General features: G+C 62.2%; 15 protein-coding genes. 3 read left to right on the top strand and 12 right to left on the bottom strand.

Annotated features, from left to right (window positions below; all coding sequences use genetic code 11):
- Positions 1–9: 9 nt before the first annotated feature.
- Both K328_RS0120980 and K328_RS0120985 read right to left on the bottom strand, forming a co-directional pair.
- Positions 10–1,101 carry an enolase C-terminal domain-like protein gene (locus K328_RS0120980; protein ID WP_028467638.1) on the bottom strand — a complete coding sequence of 364 codons (1,092 nt, stop codon included), beginning with the start codon at positions 1,099–1,101 and terminating at the stop codon, positions 10–12.
- Complete coding sequence (locus K328_RS0120985; protein WP_036555289.1) at positions 1,098–1,868, bottom strand: SDR family NAD(P)-dependent oxidoreductase; 771 nt, start codon at positions 1,866–1,868, stop codon at positions 1,098–1,100. Before K328_RS0120985 ends, K328_RS0120980 begins: the two co-directional genes overlap by 4 nt.
- Before the next feature lie 168 nt (positions 1,869–2,036).
- Between K328_RS0120985 and K328_RS0120990 the strand changes: the two genes are divergently transcribed.
- From K328_RS0120990 to gltS, 3 genes are all read left to right on the top strand, one after another.
- A complete protein-coding gene (locus K328_RS0120990) occupies positions 2,037–3,146 on the top strand; it encodes an S-(hydroxymethyl)glutathione dehydrogenase/class III alcohol dehydrogenase (RefSeq protein ID WP_028467640.1) in 1,110 nt (369 codons plus the stop codon).
- Positions 3,147–3,153: 7 nt separating this feature from the next.
- Positions 3,154–4,224 (top strand): hypothetical protein, encoded by a 1,071-nt coding sequence (locus tag K328_RS0120995; RefSeq protein WP_051285345.1) that lies wholly within the window; start codon positions 3,154–3,156, stop codon positions 4,222–4,224.
- A gap of 172 nt (positions 4,225–4,396) precedes the next feature.
- Positions 4,397–5,605, top strand: coding sequence for a sodium/glutamate symporter (gene gltS / locus K328_RS0121000; RefSeq protein ID WP_028467642.1), 1,209 nt, complete (start codon positions 4,397–4,399; stop codon positions 5,603–5,605).
- A gap of 136 nt (positions 5,606–5,741) precedes the next feature.
- On the opposite strand, the gene K328_RS0121005 is transcribed toward gltS, so the two are convergent.
- From K328_RS0121005 to rpsA, 10 genes are all read right to left on the bottom strand, one after another.
- Positions 5,742–6,095 carry a cupin domain-containing protein gene (locus K328_RS0121005; RefSeq protein WP_028467643.1) on the bottom strand — a complete coding sequence of 118 codons (354 nt, stop codon included), beginning with the start codon at positions 6,093–6,095 and terminating at the stop codon, positions 5,742–5,744.
- Between the two features lie 112 nt (positions 6,096–6,207).
- Positions 6,208–6,951 (bottom strand): SDR family NAD(P)-dependent oxidoreductase, encoded by a 744-nt coding sequence (locus K328_RS0121010; RefSeq protein ID WP_028467644.1) that lies wholly within the window; start codon positions 6,949–6,951, stop codon positions 6,208–6,210.
- A 131-nt stretch (positions 6,952–7,082) separates the two neighbouring features.
- Positions 7,083–8,258, bottom strand: a complete 1,176-nt coding sequence (locus K328_RS0121015) for a bifunctional folylpolyglutamate synthase/dihydrofolate synthase (RefSeq protein ID WP_245577622.1) — start codon at positions 8,256–8,258, stop codon at positions 7,083–7,085.
- A 160-nt stretch (positions 8,259–8,418) separates the two neighbouring features.
- Entirely contained in the window at positions 8,419–9,339 is a 921-nt protein-coding gene (gene accD / locus K328_RS0121020) for an acetyl-CoA carboxylase, carboxyltransferase subunit beta (protein ID WP_028467646.1), read from the bottom strand.
- A 37-nt stretch (positions 9,340–9,376) separates the two neighbouring features.
- A complete protein-coding gene (gene trpA, locus K328_RS0121025; protein WP_028467647.1) occupies positions 9,377–10,213 on the bottom strand; it encodes a tryptophan synthase subunit alpha in 837 nt (278 codons plus the stop codon).
- Positions 10,213–11,442, bottom strand: a complete 1,230-nt coding sequence (gene trpB / locus K328_RS0121030; protein ID WP_028467648.1) for a tryptophan synthase subunit beta — start codon at positions 11,440–11,442, stop codon at positions 10,213–10,215. Before trpB ends, trpA begins: the two co-directional genes overlap by 1 nt.
- A gap of 125 nt (positions 11,443–11,567) precedes the next feature.
- On the bottom strand, positions 11,568–12,209 hold the full coding sequence (locus K328_RS0121035; protein WP_036555291.1) for a phosphoribosylanthranilate isomerase: 642 nt from the start codon (positions 12,207–12,209) through the stop codon (positions 11,568–11,570).
- A gap of 23 nt (positions 12,210–12,232) precedes the next feature.
- Positions 12,233–12,574, bottom strand: a complete 342-nt coding sequence (locus K328_RS0121040; protein ID WP_084608467.1) for a LapA family protein — start codon at positions 12,572–12,574, stop codon at positions 12,233–12,235.
- 141 nt (positions 12,575–12,715) lie between these two features.
- Positions 12,716–12,997, bottom strand: a complete 282-nt coding sequence (gene ihfB, locus K328_RS0121045; protein WP_028467651.1) for an integration host factor subunit beta — start codon at positions 12,995–12,997, stop codon at positions 12,716–12,718.
- Positions 12,998–13,233: 236 nt separating this feature from the next.
- Positions 13,234–14,952 (bottom strand): 30S ribosomal protein S1, encoded by a 1,719-nt coding sequence (rpsA, locus tag K328_RS0121050; protein WP_028467652.1) that lies wholly within the window; start codon positions 14,950–14,952, stop codon positions 13,234–13,236.
- Positions 14,953–15,071: the final 119 nt, after the last annotated feature.

The raw sequence follows: 15,071 nt of genomic DNA on the forward strand, positions 1-15,071 counted from the left end.
GATTCGCGGCTAGGCCGCGTATTCCGCGATCGCCTTTTCGTCCCAGACGATCCCGGCCCCCGGCAGGTCGAGCGGGCTGACCATGCCGTCCACGATCTTCGGCCTCTCCGCCAGAATCCCGGCGGCGAGATCGAACCATTCGAGGATGTAGCCGGTTGGCGTCGCCGCCAGCAGGTGCACGGAATGATCCGGGAACAGGTGGCTTGAAACCGGGATGTTATGTGCGGCGGCAAGGCCCGCGACTTCCATCCAGCCGGTGACACCGCCGATCCGCATGGCGTCCGGCATGGCATGGTCGAGCGCACCGGCCTCAACCATCTTCGCCATGTCGCGGGCGCCGTACCAGTTCTCGCCGCTCTGCACTGGCGTTGAAATCGCCGCGCGAACATTCGCGTGCCCCTCGAAATCGTCCCAGGCGACCGGCTCCTCGATCCAGGCTATGCCTTCATGGTCGAGCAGATGCATGCGCTTCACGGCCTCCTCTGCGGTGAAGGCCTGATTGAAGTCCATCGCCGTCCAGGCGTCGTCGCCAGCGACCGATTTGATCGCGCGGGCAACGGCGACATCGACCCGTGGATCGGGATCGCCCGACTTCACCTTGAAGGCCCGGAAGCCGTCTTTCAGGGAGCGCTCGATGTCCCGGGCAGTCTCCTCCGGCCCCATCTGGCCGAGACTGTCATAGACCCAGACCGGGCGCGGTTCTGCGCCGAGCAGGGAGGCGAGCGGTAGTCCATGTGCTTTTGCCAGGGCATCCCAAAGCGCCATGTCGATGCCGCCGACGGCGCAGGCCATCAGTCCCGGATAACCGGCGAGCCGGGTGCGGGTCTTCAGCATTGTCCAAATGTCGCGCGGCATCAGGGGCTGGCCCTTTATCAGCTCCTCGAGTTCCGAGACCAGAAGCGCGAGGGGGCGGAGGAAGAAGGCGGCATAGGGAAACAGATAGGACGAGCCGGTGACGCCCGCATCGGTCTCGATATCCAGCAGCACCAGCGGCGCCGCATCCAGTGTCCCTGACGCGGTCTTGTGCGGCTGTGGCAGCGGCGCCGTGACGGTGCGGACCCGGAAAGCGCCAATCCTGATGTCCTTTGTTCCGCCGGTCATTGGGCGGCCACCCGATAGGCGGCATTATGCAATCCTGCGCCCATCCAGCCGCCATCGACGCCGATGGACTGGCCGGTGACGTACGAGGCCTTGTCGCTCAAGAGGAAGGATGCGAGCTCGGCGACTTCCTCCGGCTCGCCATAGCGGCCCATCGGGATGCCGACCATCCAGTCGGCGACGGCCTGTTCGTCCTGTACACCCTCGATCAGCGGTGTGTTGATCGGTGACGGACAGAGTGCGTTGACCCGGATCTTGTGCTGGGCGAGCTCGATGGCGGCGGTTTCAGACAGATTGATCACCCCGGCCTTGGCGGCGCCATAGGCGGCCCGGTCGGCACAGCCGCGCACACCGCAAACGCTCGCCAGCGTGACGATGGACCCGCCGCTTCCCTGCTCGACCATGACCAATGCTGCCGCGCGGAGTGTCGAATAGACGCCGGTCAGGTTGATGGACAGGACACGTTCGAATTCGTTGGTGTCGGATTCGAGGATCGGCACCCGGTAGCCGATCCCGGCGCTGGCGACGCAGGCATTGAGCCCGCCCATGAACTCGGCCCCGGCACGGATGGCAATATCCAGTGCCGCCGCGTCGCGGACATCCGTTGCGGCCGTCATCACCCGGTCGCCGCCGAGACTTGTCTGCGCGTCCGCCAGCGCCTTCTCGTTCATATCCAGCAGGCAGACGGTTCCGCCGTCCGCGAGGATCTTCTTCGCGGTGGCATATCCAATGCCGCTGGCCCCGCCGGTAATCACTGCTTTGATACTCATTGTCCGGGCTCCTCCCAATTTTATTGTTGCCTCTATCTTTCCCTGCTTTTTCGAACAGGTCGAGAGCGGTGGCGGTTTCAGTATGCTCGGAGACGCGCATTGCAAAAGCGGGACTGATGAAAGACTGTATGCCTCCAATTCCGATAGAGGCACGAGAGGGAGCATCCCATGGAAACCAAAGCCGCCGTTGCATTCCAGGCCGGCAAACCGCTCAGCATCGAGACCGTCACGCTGGACGGCCCGCGCGCGGGAGAAGTATTGGTCGAGATGAAGGCGACCGGCCTCTGCCATACGGACGAATTCACCCGCTCGGGCGACGATCCGGAAGGTATTTTCCCGGCGATCCTCGGTCATGAAGGCGCGGGCGTGGTGGTTGAAGTCGGCCCGGGCGTGACCAGCCTGCAAAAGGGCGATCACGTGATTCCGCTCTACACGCCGGAATGCCGTGAGTGCGAATATTGCCTCAACCCGAAGACCAATCTTTGCCAGAAGATCCGTACCACCCAGGGCGCGGGCCTGATGCCGGACGGCACCAGCCGCTTCTCCATCAATGGCGAGAAGATCTTCCACTATATGGGCTGCTCGACCTTCGCCAATCATTCGGTGATGCCGGAGATCGCGCTGGCGAAAGTCCGCAAGGACGCGCCGTTCGACAAGATCTGCTACATCGGCTGCGGCGTGACCACCGGCGTCGGCGCCGTGGTGAACACGGCCAAGGTGGAGCCGGGCTCAAACGTGGTCGTGTTCGGCCTCGGCGGGATCGGCCTGAACGTGATCCAGGGCGCCCGTATGGTTGGTGCCGACAAGATCATCGGTGTCGACCTGAACCCGGCCCGCAAGGAGATCGCCGAGAAATTCGGCATGACCCACTTCGTCAACCCGAAGGAAGTCGAGGGCGACCTGGTGCCGTATCTGGTGGATCTCACCGGCGGTGGCGCCGATTACAGCTTCGAGTGCATCGGCAACGTGAACACCATGCGCCAGGCCCTGGAATGCGCTCACAAGGGCTGGGGCGAAAGCATCATCATCGGCGTCGCCGGTGCCGGCCAGGAAATCTCCACCCGCCCGTTCCAGCTGGTCACCGGCCGGTCCTGGCGTGGCACCGCCTTCGGCGGCGCAAGGGGCCGGACGGACGTGCCGAAGATCGTCGACTGGTACATGGACGGCAAGATCGACATCGACAGCCTGATCACCCACACCATGCCGCTGGAAGACATCAACAAGGGCTTCGACCTGATGCATGCGGGCGAAAGCATCCGCAGCGTGGTGGTTTATTGAGGCCCAGATGAGTGATCAAGACAGTTCAGACAATCGCGTGATCCGCCTCGACCGGCACAAACTGGTCGAGGCGGCGGCAAAGGTCGGTGCCGCGCCAGACGTTGCCGGTCGGATGTGGCAGGAACTCACGAGAGATGCCGCTTACGAGCGGCGTTTCGACATGGTTCACGTGCTCTATTACATGGGCGCGCTCATCGCCATCGGCGCCATGGGCTGGTGGCTCGGTCTCAGGTGGGAAGACCTGAGCGGCGGAACGATCGCGTTGATCGCGGCCGCCTATGCCGCGTTCTATGCTTCTGTCGGAACATATCTTTGGCGCAAGGGACCCGAGACGAAGACGCCCGGCGGTCTCTGGATCTCTATGGCGGTGGCGATCACGCCCTTGTTTGTCTACGGCCTTCATCGCCATTTCGATTTATGGGCGTTCGACGATCCGGGGAAGTACCGGGACTTCTTCCGCTGGATTCGCGGCGGCTGGTTCGCGATGGAGGTGGCAACGATAGCCGTTGCCGCGCTGGTGCTGACCAGGGTGCGGTTTCCGTTCCTCACTGCGATCATCGGATTGATGCTCTGGTATCTGTCGATGGATCTGACGCCTATTATCTTTGATACGAAGGAATTCGCCTGGCATGAACGGCGACTTGTTTCTCTGGTTTTCGGTCTTGCCATAATCACGGTTGCCTATCTGGTCGACCTACGGACCCGGAACGATTTCGCATTCTGGCTCTATCTGTTCGGTGCAATGAGTTTCTGGGGCGGCTTGAGTCTGCTGGGGTCGCAATCGGAGCTGTCCCGTTTCGGCTATTTTCTGATCAACCTCGCGCTGATTTTCGCTTCGGTCTACCTCAGGCGCAGGATCTTCGTCGTCTTCGGGGCTTTGGGTGTGACCTGGTATCTCGGCCATCTCTCGGTAAAAATCTTCCCGGACGAGACGCTGTTCCCGATTGCATTGACCGTCATTGGAGCATTTGTCGTTTTGCTGGGGATATGGCTGCAGCGGCGGCGTGCAGCAATCGAGAGCTGGCTGGAACGGTCCATGCCGGCCTCACTGCTGGCGATACGTCCGAAGGCGCGCTAGGGGCCGGACCGTTGTGCCTGAGAGTGTCGGGGCGGCCAATAGCCTGACGCCCTACCATGCCGCGGGAAAACATCAACAGGGCTTCGGGCGGATGCATGTGGGCAAGAGTATCCGCAGCGTGGTGGTATACTGATCCGAAGCAAGGATTACGCTCAGGGCGCGAGGAAGCCAAATGATCGAGGTACCGGCACTGCCCGCCGTCACATTGGGGATCGTGGTCTTTTTCCTTGGGGCTTTCCTGACGCGGAATGTCCGCTTCCTGCAGGAATTCAGCATCCCCGAGCCGGTTTCGGGCGGGCTGGTCGTGGCGCTGGCGACGTGGCTGATCTACGCCACACTCGATATCAAGATCACGTTCGACCTCGCGGCCCGGGACGAGTTCCTGGTGATCTTCTTTGCCACGGTCGGCCTGAATGCCCGGGTGAAAGACCTGGGAAAGGGCGGCTTTCTGCTGGCGACGCTGTTGATGATCGCGATCTTCCTGATGGTGGTGCAGAACTGCATCGGGGTGCTGGGCGCTTTCCTGTTCGACCTGCCGACCCCCGTCGCGGTGCTGATCGGCTCGGCATCCCTGATCGGCGGGCACGGCACTTCGATCGCGTGGGGCACCACGATTGCGGAGACGACCGGCTTTGCCGCGGCACCGGAGATCGGCATCGCATCGGCAACGCTCGGTCTCGTTGCGGCCGCCCTGCTCGGCGGGCCGATCGCGAAACTGCTGATCGAACGAAATGGCCTGGAAGGCGGCTCCGAACGTGTGCTGACCGTCGGACTTCCTCATCCGGACGAGGAAAACGACGGTCCCGAGCCGAGGATCAATCACATTTCGATCATGCGGGTGCTGCTCTGGACGAATGTGGCTGTGATGCTTGGCTATCTGCTGGATGAGAGCCTTCAGACGTTTGGCATCAAGCTGCCGCTTTTTGTCTCGTGTCTTTTTGTCGGCATTGCGCTGTCGAACCTGGTTCCGCTGATCTTCCGGAAGATCCATTTCCCGTCCCGGACCCGGGCCATGGCGATCGTTTCCGACTACACCCTGTCAATTTTCCTGGCGATGTCGCTGATGAGCATGCAGCTCTGGACGCTCGAGGGACTCGGCGGGGCCCTGGTATTCGTGCTCGTCTTGCAGGTGGCTGCAGTCGCCGTCATGACCGTGTTTCTGTTTTTCCGTCTTTTGGGACGCGATTATACGGCTGCTGTTCTCTGTGCCGGTCTCGCCGGCTTTACACTCGGCGCGACCCCAACGGCCATGGCCAATATGTCCTCCGTGACCAAATTCTATGGTCCAGCACCGTTGGCTTTCATCGTTCTGCCGCTTGTCTCGGCCTTCTTCATCGATATCGCGAATGCAGTCGTAATCAAGCTCTTCCTGCTGCTCTAAGAGCGGAGGGGAGGGCCGTTCTGACAGGGGCTCGTTTTGTCGAACCCAGCCTCGGCGTCATCCCGACGCAGGTCGGGATCCACGGCTCAACCGCCGAGCATGGATCCCGTTTTTCAACGGGATGACGGTGGCGTGCTTAGATCGTGGCTTTGACCGCCGCCGTCTCTGCATCGCCCGTGTTCGGCAGGCCTGCCGGTTCGATCAGCAGCAGATGCGCTTCTTCTTCGGCGACCGGGCGGTGTTTGACGCCGCGCGGGACGACATAGAGCTCGCCCGGATTGAGCGTGACATTGCCTTGCTCAGTCTCGATCCGGATGGAGCCTTTCAGGACGAGGAAGAAATCGTCGCTGTCGGCATGGTCGTGCCAGTTGAACGCGCCTTTCACCTTCACGACCATGATGTCGTGGCCGTTGAAGCTGGAGACGATTTTCGGCGACCAGTGATCGCTGAACTTGGTGAGTTTTTCGGCGAGATTAATCGCTTGAGGCATTGCTTGCTCCTGCTTCATGAGATGTGGAAGCCACGGCCCGTTTTGACGTGCCCCGCCCTGGGCGTCATCCCGATGCAGGTCGGGATGACGATGTGAGACGGTGCGCCGGTGTCTACAGGTTCTGGCCGCCATCGACGGCGATGGTCTGGCCGGTGACCCAGCGTGCCGCGGGGGAGAGCAGGAAGGCGGCGACGGTGCCGATTTCCTCCGGCGTGCCGTAGCGGTCGAACGGGATGCCGGCGAGGGTGGAGGTGTAGACGTCCGGCGCTTCGGTTTTGCGCCGCTCCCAGCTGCCGCCGGGGAACTCGATGGAGCCGGGGGCGATACAGTTCACCCGGACCCGGTCGGCGGCGAATTTCTTGGCGTGGCTCTGGGTCAGCTGGATCACGGCGGCCTTGACCGCGCCATAGGGGATCGAGCCGGAAGCGCCGATGCCGGAGATCGAGGAGATGGTCAGTACCGCGCCCTGGCTGGTGACGAGATGCGGATAGGCGGCCCAGGTTGCCCGGACGACGCCCATCAGGTCGACATCCATGCTCTTTTTCCAGCCGTCCTCATCGTCGGTGGAGCCGAAGCCGGAGGGGTTGTTCACCAGCCCGTCGATGCCGCCGAATGTCTCGGCCGCTCCCGCGATGTAACCGGCTACGGCATCCGCGTCCGCAACATCGCAGGGTGCCGTATGCACCTTGCCGCCATGGCGGGAGAGGAAGGCTTCGGCCTTCTTCAGGCTTTCCTCGCTGCGCCCGCAGACGGATACCGCAGCCCCTTCTGCCGCGCAGGCATCGGCGATCGAAAGCCCGATGCCGCGTGTCCCGCCGGTGACGATGATGTTCTTGCCCTTGAGTCCGAGGTCCATACTGCTGCTCCCATTTGAAAACTGTCATTCCCGTGCATACGGGAACCGAGGGAACGCAGGAACAATCCTACGACCGCTGGGTCCCTGCTTTCGCAGGGATGACGACTGAAAATGTGGTAACGCCCGAGAGATCAGGCGTTTTGATTAAGACCGAGCGCATGGCCGGCGAGATAGAGAGAGCCGCAGATCAGGAAGCGCACGGACTTGCCCTTTTTCTGGCTGTCGCGCAGCGCCTGCTTGACGCTGGATACCGGAATGGCGGGCAGGGCGGCGCGCTTGGCGCCGTCCATCAGTGCGTCCTCGGTGAGGCTGTTTTCCTCGCCGGGGATCGGCAGGACGTAGAGCCGCTGGGCCCGTCCGCGCATATGTTTCAGATAGGCCGCCGGATCGCGGGTGTTGAGCGAGCCGAACAGCAGATAGACCGGCAAGGCGCCGGGCTCGGCCGCCCAGCCGTCGAGGATTTTCGAAACCGCTTCGCCGGCGCTCTCGTTATGGCCGCCATCAACCCAGAGGCTGGAGCCGGGATTGAGATATTCTGTCAGAGCGCCGCTTTCCAGATGCTGCATCCGGGCCGGCCAGGCCGCCTCGGCGATGCCCTTGGCGCGGGCGCCTTCGGTTGTCTTGACGGAGTGCTCCGCGAGATCGGCCGCCATCAGCGCCTGTCCCGCATTGAGAACCTGATGCGCGCCGAGCAGCCCCGGGCGCGGATAGCGCCGGGTCTTGCCGCCGGTGCTGAAAAGCATGCCGTCGCCGCCCTCGGCTATCGTCCATTCATGGCCGTAGCGATGGAGCGGGGCGCCGACTTCGGCCGCGCGGGCCTCGATCACGGCGAGCGCCGCCGGGTCCTGCGGGCCGATTACCGCCGGGACGCCGGGCTTCAGGATGCCGGCCTTCTCGAAAGCGATCTTCTCGATCGTGTCGCCGAGGAAACCCATATGGTCCATCGAGATTGGCGTAATGACGGAGACGGCGGGCTTGTCGATCACGTTGGTCGCGTCGAACCGGCCGCCGAGCCCGACTTCAAGCAGCAGCACGTCCGCCGGGGTGCGGGAGAAGGCAAGGAAAGCTGCCGCCGTGGTGATCTCGAAATGGGTGATCTGCGTGCCGCCATTGACCCGCTCGCACTCTTCCAGAATATCCACCAGTGGCGCGTCTTCGATCTCCCTGCCGGCGATATAGAAACGCTCGTTGTAGCGGACGAGATGCGGCGAGGTGTCGGCGTGGACCTTGCGGCCCGCAGCCTCGTAGATCGCCCGCAGCATGGCAATGGTCGAGCCCTTGCCGTTTGTACCGGCGACATGGATCACAGGTGGCAGCGTGCGTTCGGGATTGCCGAGCAGGCCGAGCAGCCTTTCAAGGCGGTCCAGAGACAGGTCGATCAGCTTCGGATGCAGGCGTTGCAGCCGGTCTAGGATCGTTTGCGGCGAAAGCGCGGGTACGGAAATTTCAGGATCCTCCGGCGGGCGATCAGCTCTCGCTGTCGTCCTCTTCGTTCTCCGGCTTGTCCGCTTTCGGCAGGGAGACGACCACTGCTTTCGGCAACGGATCGCGGACCATGGAGAAGACGCGGATCAGCGTGTCGCGCATGTCCTTGCGGTGCACGACCATGTCGACCATGCCGTGCTCAAGCAGGTACTCCGAGCGCTGGAAGCCGTCCGGAAGCTGCTCGCGGATGGTTTCCTGGATCACGCGTTGCCCGGCGAAGCCTATGATGGCACCCGGCTCGGCGATATGGATGTCGCCCAGCATGGCAAAGGAGGCGGTGACGCCGCCCGTGGTCGGATCGGTCAGCACGACGACGAAGGGCAGGCCGGACTCGCGGACGATCTCCCGCGCGATCACGGTGCGCGGCATCTGCATCAGCGACAGGATGCCTTCCTGCATGCGGGCGCCGCCCGATGCCGGGAAGACCACCAGCGGGGCTTTCTGGGCTTTCGCAAGTTCGGCGGCACGGACAAGTGCATCGCCGACGGCAACACCCATGGAGCCGCCCATGAAATCGAAGCGGAACAGGGCCAGCACCACCGGCGCACCGCCCATCTTGCCATGCGCAACGATGATCGCATCATCTTCGCCGGTCTTGTGCTGGGCTTCCTTCAGGCGGTCCGTGTAGCGTTTGCGATCCCGGAATTTCAGCGGGTCGAGAACCGGCTTCGGCAGCTCGATCCGGTTAAAGCTGTCGTCGTCGAACAGCATTTTCATCCGGGTCTCGGCGCCGATCCGCATGTGATGCTGACAGTTCGGGCAGACCTGCTGATTTTCCTCGAGATTGCGGTGGAAGATCATCTCGCCACAGCCGCCGCACTTGATCCAGAGATTGTCCGGAACATCGCGCGGCTGTACCAGCGCCTTGATCTTCGGCAGGACCGAGTTGGTGATCCAGTTCATATCCGTCCTCTCCGCAGGCTGCGGTGATTATACTGTTCTAAGACCGGGCGTTCCGTACACCGGCAGCAAGGTCGGAGACAAGCGCGGTCACGGCGCCGACGGTCTTGCCGGTCGCCTTGCCGGATCCGTCGAGCGAATCCCTGATGGCATCGACCACGGCCGATCCGACAATGCAGGCATCGGCGACCGTGCCAACGGCTGCGGCCTGCTCTTTCGTCTTGATACCGAAACCGACGCCAATCGGAATATCGGTATGCTTGCGCAAGCGTGCCAAGGCCGCCGTGACCATGTCGATCGGAACTTCGGCTGTTCCGGTGACCCCGGCGATCGAGACATAATACAGGAAACCGCTGGTGTTGGTCAGTACCGTTGGCAGGCGGGCATCGTCCGTTGTCGGCGTTGCCAGCCGGACGAAAGGCAGGTTGCGCTTGACGGCGGGCAGGCACAGCTCTTCGTCTTCCTCAGGCGGCAGATCGACAACGATCAGACCGTCGGCTCCGGCCTCGATTGCGTCGGTGAGGAACCGCTCGACCCCGTAGATATAGATCGGGTTGTAGTAGCCCATGAGCACGACCGGCGTGGTCTTGTCGTCTTCCCGGAAAGCACGGAGCTGAGCGAGGGTCTTCACCATACTGCCGCCGGCCTTCAGCGACCGCTGGCTTGACGCCTGGACCGACGGGCCGTCCGCCATCGGATCGGAAAAGGGCATGCCGAATTCGATCATGTCGGCACCGGCACCGGGCAGGGCTTTCATGATGGCGAGCGAGGTCTCCGCATCGGGATCGCCGGCGGTGACGAAAATGCCGAGACCGGCGCGGTTTTCGTCCTTGAGAGCCGCGAAGCATTTGTCCAGGCGGGAAGCGGTATAATTCATCAGAGTTCGCCCATTTCCTCGAGCCGCGGAATCACCGCATCCAGATCCTTGTCGCCGCGGCCGCAGAGATTCATGACCACGATTTTGTCTTTCGCCAGATCGCCGATCATGGTGCCGACATAAGCCAGCGCATGGCTCGGCTCCAGAGCCGGAATGATGCCTTCCAGCTTGGAGCACAGGGCGAAGGCTTTCAGTGCGTCCGTGTCGGTGGCGCTGACATATTTCACCCGACCGCTCTCATGCAGCCAGGAATGCTCCGGCCCGATGCCGGGATAGTCGAGACCGGCCGAGATCGAATGCGCCTCGGTGATCTGCCCGTCATCGTCCTGCAGGAGGTAAGTCCGGTTGCCGTGCAGCACACCCGGGTTTCCGCCGGTCAGCGAAGCGGCATGCTCGCCGCTGTCGATGCCGTGTCCGGCCGCCTCGACGCCGAAGATCTCGACGCTCTCGTCATCCAGGAACGGATGGAACAGGCCGATGGCGTTGGAGCCGCCGCCGATGCAGGCGACCAGCACGTCCGGAAGCTTGCCTTCGGCTTCTTCAAGTTGCCAGCGGACTTCTTCGCCGATGATGCTCTGGAAATCGCGGACCATGGCCGGATAGGGATGCGGGCCGGCGGCCGTGCCGATGATGTAGAAATGGGTTTCCGCCTTCGAGACCCAGTAACGCAGGGCCTCGTTCATGGCGTCCTTCAGGGTGGAGGAGCCGGAGGTCACTGGAACCACCTTCGCCCCGAGCAGGCGCATGCGGTCGACGTTCGGCTTCTGCCGCTTCACGTCTTCGGCGCCCATGAAGACTTCGCATTCCATGCCGAACAGGGCACAGGCAGTCGCGGTCGCAACGCCGTGCTGACCGGCGCCGGTCTCGGCGATGATCTTGGTCCGGCCCATGCGCTTGGCGAGCAGGGCCTGACCCATCACGTTGTTGATCTTGTGCGCGCCGGTATGGTTCAACTCGTCGCGCTTGAAGTAGAGCTTGCCGCCGCCGAAATGCTCCGTCAGCCGGGGCGCGAAATAAAGCGCGCTCGGACGGCCGATATAGTGCTTCCGGTAATATTCCATCTCCGCCCAGAAGTCCGGATCGCCCTTCGCCGTCAGGTAGGCCTTTTCGACCTCCAGGACCAAAGGCATCAGGGTTTCGGCGACGTAGCGACCGCCGAAAATACCGAAATGGCCGTTCTCGTCGGGGCCGTTGCGGAATGAGTTCAGGGCTGGCGTGGAGCTTGCCATTTATCAGGCTTCCTCGTCGGATCGGGGCTTGCGGACTCGAGGCGCGGGTTTAGGACGGCTCGCGAAACGCCGCATAATGCGTTGAGCGCTTTTGTAAGGCAAGGCTGGGAAGGGCATTTCGGGTGCTATTGTGCCTGTAAAGCGGCACTGACGAAGGCCCGGATCCTGTCCGGGTTCTTCTCACCCTGTGCATCCTCGGCACCGGAGGCGGTGTCGACGGCTTTCGCACCGGTCACCCGGATGGCTTCGGCGACGTTCGACGCATCGAGCCCACCAGCCAGCATCCAAGGCGTGGTGCCCTTGTAGGCCTTGAGTGCCATCCAGTCGAAAATAAGCCCGTTGCCGCCGGGCAGCTTGTCCTTGTCTTTCGGCGGCTTGGCATCGAACAGGATGAGGTCGGCAATCCCGTCATAGGCTTCGGCGCTGCGCGCGTCCGCCGCATCGGCGACCCGTATAGCCTTCATGACCGATACGCCGAAACGCGCCTTGATTTCCCGCACCCGGTCCGGGCTCTCCGTACCGTGTAGCTGGAAGATGTCCGGATGGGCTGCATCCCAGATAGCCTGGAGCAGCGCGTCGTCGGCATCGACCACGAGGGCGACGACCTTCACCCCGTCCGGGACGTGGGCGACGAGGTCCGCCGCCGCTTCCGGCGTGATCGAGCGCGGGGAGGGCGGAAAGAAATTCAGGCCGATGTGACTGGCTCCAGACGCGGCGGCGGCCTCGACGGCTTCCCGCGTTTTCAGCCCGCAGATTTTGACATCCATTGATGTATCGACTTTCCCGGGGATCAGCGTTTTTCCGGTGCCGGCAGGGCTTTCCGGAGATCCTCGACTTCGTGCGCCTTGTGATCGAGGTCCTCCTCCAGCCGGCGCGCCTTGCCTTCGGCCAGACGGGCCCGGTGGCGGGTCGAGCCGCCGCTGATCCAGGTGGCGACGACACCGAGGATGAAGCCGAACGCCATCGTGCACAGACCGAGAATATAGGCCGGCACCTCGACAATGACCGGCAGAGGCCAGAAGCCGACCTCGACAAGATGGCGGTTGGAGATCGCGAACAGGACGATGACCAGCGCGACCGGTAGCCCGATCAGCATGCTCATTGTTCTTGCGATGAAGGATCTGCGGGCCATGGCGCTACCGTGATTGCGAAACTGCCATCGAATACAGGCGATCAGATGAATATAGGCGATCAGACAGCCAGATCGAAGCCCCGAGGCGCGGTATCAGAGTGAATTTTCTCGATCGACCGACTGCCAGGCAGTCGAAAAGCCTTAGCCGTCGTTGATCCGGTCACGCAGTTGCTTGCCGGTTTTGAAGAAGGGCACGAACTTTTCCTGAACCGGGACTGAATCTCCGGTGCGCGGGTTCCGGCCGACACGGGCATCGCGCTTTTTCACGGAAAATGCACCGAAACCACGGAGTTCAACGCGATCGCCACTGGCAAGGGCATCGGAGATCTCGTCGAAGATAGCGGAGACGATCCGCTCTACGTCACGCTGGTAAAGGTGAGGGTTTGCCTCGGCAAGACGCATGATCAACTCAGATTTGGTCATGTTTGCCACGCTCCCCCAATTGACAGTCCAGCTCACACATGTCGCGCCCGGACTGGACATCGCCACAATAAAACCGAATTTTATCGTGGTTCGTCAAGTGTAAGTCTCTCTTTTGCATAATAAAAACGCACTTCATGAAATCAGAAGTGCGGATTTGTCACGATGAATACGAAAACGGCGCCGCCCAAACAGGGGCGGCGCCGCATTTCCAGAAACAGTCGGACAGAGGCGATGCCTTAGTCCTGCTGTCCTTCTTCTCGCTGCTTCAGGGCTGCGCCCAGAATGTCGCCCAAGCTGGCGCCGCTGTCGGAAGAACCGTAGTCGGCCATGGCCTTCTTCTCTTCTTCGACTTCGCGAGCCTTGATCGACAGGGTCAGCTTGCGCGTCTTGTTGTCGATCTGGGTGATCTTGGCATCGACCTTTTCGCCAACCGCGAACCGGTCCGGACGCTGCTCGGAGCGATCCCGGGACAGGTCGGACTTGCGGATGAAGCCGTGCAGGCCTTCACCGACAGCAACCTCGAGACCGTTGTCGGTCAGCGTGGTCACGGTACAGGTGACAACCACACCCTTGCGCAGATCGGATGCACCGGACTCGAAGGGGTCCTCGGAGAGCTGCTTGATACCAAGGGAGATGCGCTCCTTGTCGGTATCCACGTCAAGGACCTTCGCCTTGACCATGTCGCCCTTCTTGTACTCCTTGATGGCTTCCTCGCCCGACTGCTCCCAGGAGAGGTCGGAGAGGTGAACCATGCCGTCGATCTCGCCGGAGAGGCCAACGAACAGACCGAATTCGGTGATGTTCTTGACTTCGCCTTCGATCTCGGTGCCGGCCGGGTAGCTGGTGACGAAATCGTCCCACGGGTTGGCCATGCACTGCTTGAGACCGAGAGAGATACGCCGCTTGGCCGGATCGACATCGAGGACCATGACCTCGACTTCCTGGCTGGTGGAGACGATCTTGCCCGGATGCACGTTCTTCTTGGTCCAGCTCATTTCGGAGACGTGGACCAGGCCTTCGATGCCCGGCTCGAGTTCGACGAATGCACCGTAGTCGGTGATGTTCGTGACGCGACCGGTGAACTTGGTGCCGACCGGATACTTCAGATCCACACCTTCCCACGGATCCGCCTCGAGCTGCTTCATGCCGAGGGAGATACGCTGGGTTTCCGGGTTGAAGCGGATGACCTGGACCTTGACGGTCGCACCGATCTGCAGGGCTTCACTCGGATGATTGATGCGGCGCCACGCGATGTCGGTGACGTGCAGCAGGCCGTCAACACCGCCGAGATCCACGAACGCGCCGTAGTCGGTGATGTTCTTGACCACACCCTGGAGGACCTGGCCTTCCTGGAGGTTTGCGACCAGCTCGGAGCGAGCTTCGGCGCGGGACTCTTCAAGAACGGCACGGCGGGAAACGACGATGTTGCCCCGGCGACGGTCCATTTTCAGGATCTGGAACGGCTGCGGCGTACCCAGCAGCGGGCCGATGTCGCGGACCGGACGGATGTCGACTTGGCTGCCCGGCAGGAAGGCCACGGCGCCGGAGAGATCGACGGTGAAGCCGCCCTTGACCCGACCGAAGATGGTGCCGGTGACGCGTTCGTTGTTTTCGAACCCGGTTTCCAGAACCGCCCAGGCTTCCTCGCGGCGAGCCTTCTCACGGCTGAGCATCGCTTCGCCGTTGCGGTCTTCCATGCGCTCGACATAAACCTCGACGATGTCGCCGGGCTTCAGTTCCGCTTTCTTGCCCGGGTCGCCGAATTCCCTCAGCGACACACGGCCTTCGGACTTAAGTCCGACGTCGATCAGGGCCGCATCGTTATCTACAGAGATAACGGTACCCTTTACGACGCTGCCTTCGATGCTCGTGACGTCGCCAAACGACTCGTCGAGCAGGGCAGCAAAATTCTCAGTCATTTCCGGTTCTTGGACCGCTCCGGCTGTATCAGCCATGTAAGCTCCTCAATGGATCTTGCCGGAAAACCGAAGTTTGCCGGCATCTGTTCATGGTGGCTGTGCAAATTGGATTTGCGTCCCGCATCGCGGAACCGTTCCACCCGGTCCAGGGTTGG

Origin of the sequence: Nisaea denitrificans DSM 18348, from assembly GCF_000426505.1 — a bacterium.
GTDB lineage: Bacteria > Pseudomonadota > Alphaproteobacteria > Thalassobaculales > Thalassobaculaceae > Nisaea > Nisaea denitrificans.

Bases quoted from the DNA above. Each gene is read 5' to 3' on its own strand.
- K328_RS0120980 (WP_028467638.1), bottom strand. From the start codon at position 1,101: ATGACCGGCGGAACAAAGGACATCAGGATTGGCGCTTTCCGGGTCCGC.
- K328_RS0120985 (WP_036555289.1), bottom strand. From the start codon at position 1,868: ATGAGTATCAAAGCAGTGATTACCGGCGGGGCCAGCGGCATTGGATAT.
- K328_RS0120990 (WP_028467640.1), top strand. From the start codon at position 2,037: ATGGAAACCAAAGCCGCCGTTGCATTCCAGGCCGGCAAACCGCTCAGC.
- K328_RS0120995 (WP_051285345.1), top strand. From the start codon at position 3,154: ATGAGTGATCAAGACAGTTCAGACAATCGCGTGATCCGCCTCGACCGG.
- gltS (WP_028467642.1), top strand. From the start codon at position 4,397: ATGATCGAGGTACCGGCACTGCCCGCCGTCACATTGGGGATCGTGGTC.
- K328_RS0121005 (WP_028467643.1), bottom strand. From the start codon at position 6,095: ATGCCTCAAGCGATTAATCTCGCCGAAAAACTCACCAAGTTCAGCGAT.
- K328_RS0121010 (WP_028467644.1), bottom strand. From the start codon at position 6,951: ATGGACCTCGGACTCAAGGGCAAGAACATCATCGTCACCGGCGGGACA.
- accD (WP_028467646.1), bottom strand. From the start codon at position 9,339: ATGAACTGGATCACCAACTCGGTCCTGCCGAAGATCAAGGCGCTGGTA.
- trpA (WP_028467647.1), bottom strand. From the start codon at position 10,213: ATGAATTATACCGCTTCCCGCCTGGACAAATGCTTCGCGGCTCTCAAG.
- trpB (WP_028467648.1), bottom strand. From the start codon at position 11,442: ATGGCAAGCTCCACGCCAGCCCTGAACTCATTCCGCAACGGCCCCGAC.
- K328_RS0121035 (WP_036555291.1), bottom strand. From the start codon at position 12,209: ATGGATGTCAAAATCTGCGGGCTGAAAACGCGGGAAGCCGTCGAGGCC.
- K328_RS0121040 (WP_084608467.1), bottom strand. From the start codon at position 12,574: ATGGCCCGCAGATCCTTCATCGCAAGAACAATGAGCATGCTGATCGGG.
- ihfB (WP_028467651.1), bottom strand. From the start codon at position 12,997: ATGACCAAATCTGAGTTGATCATGCGTCTTGCCGAGGCAAACCCTCAC.
- rpsA (WP_028467652.1), bottom strand. From the start codon at position 14,952: ATGGCTGATACAGCCGGAGCGGTCCAAGAACCGGAAATGACTGAGAAT.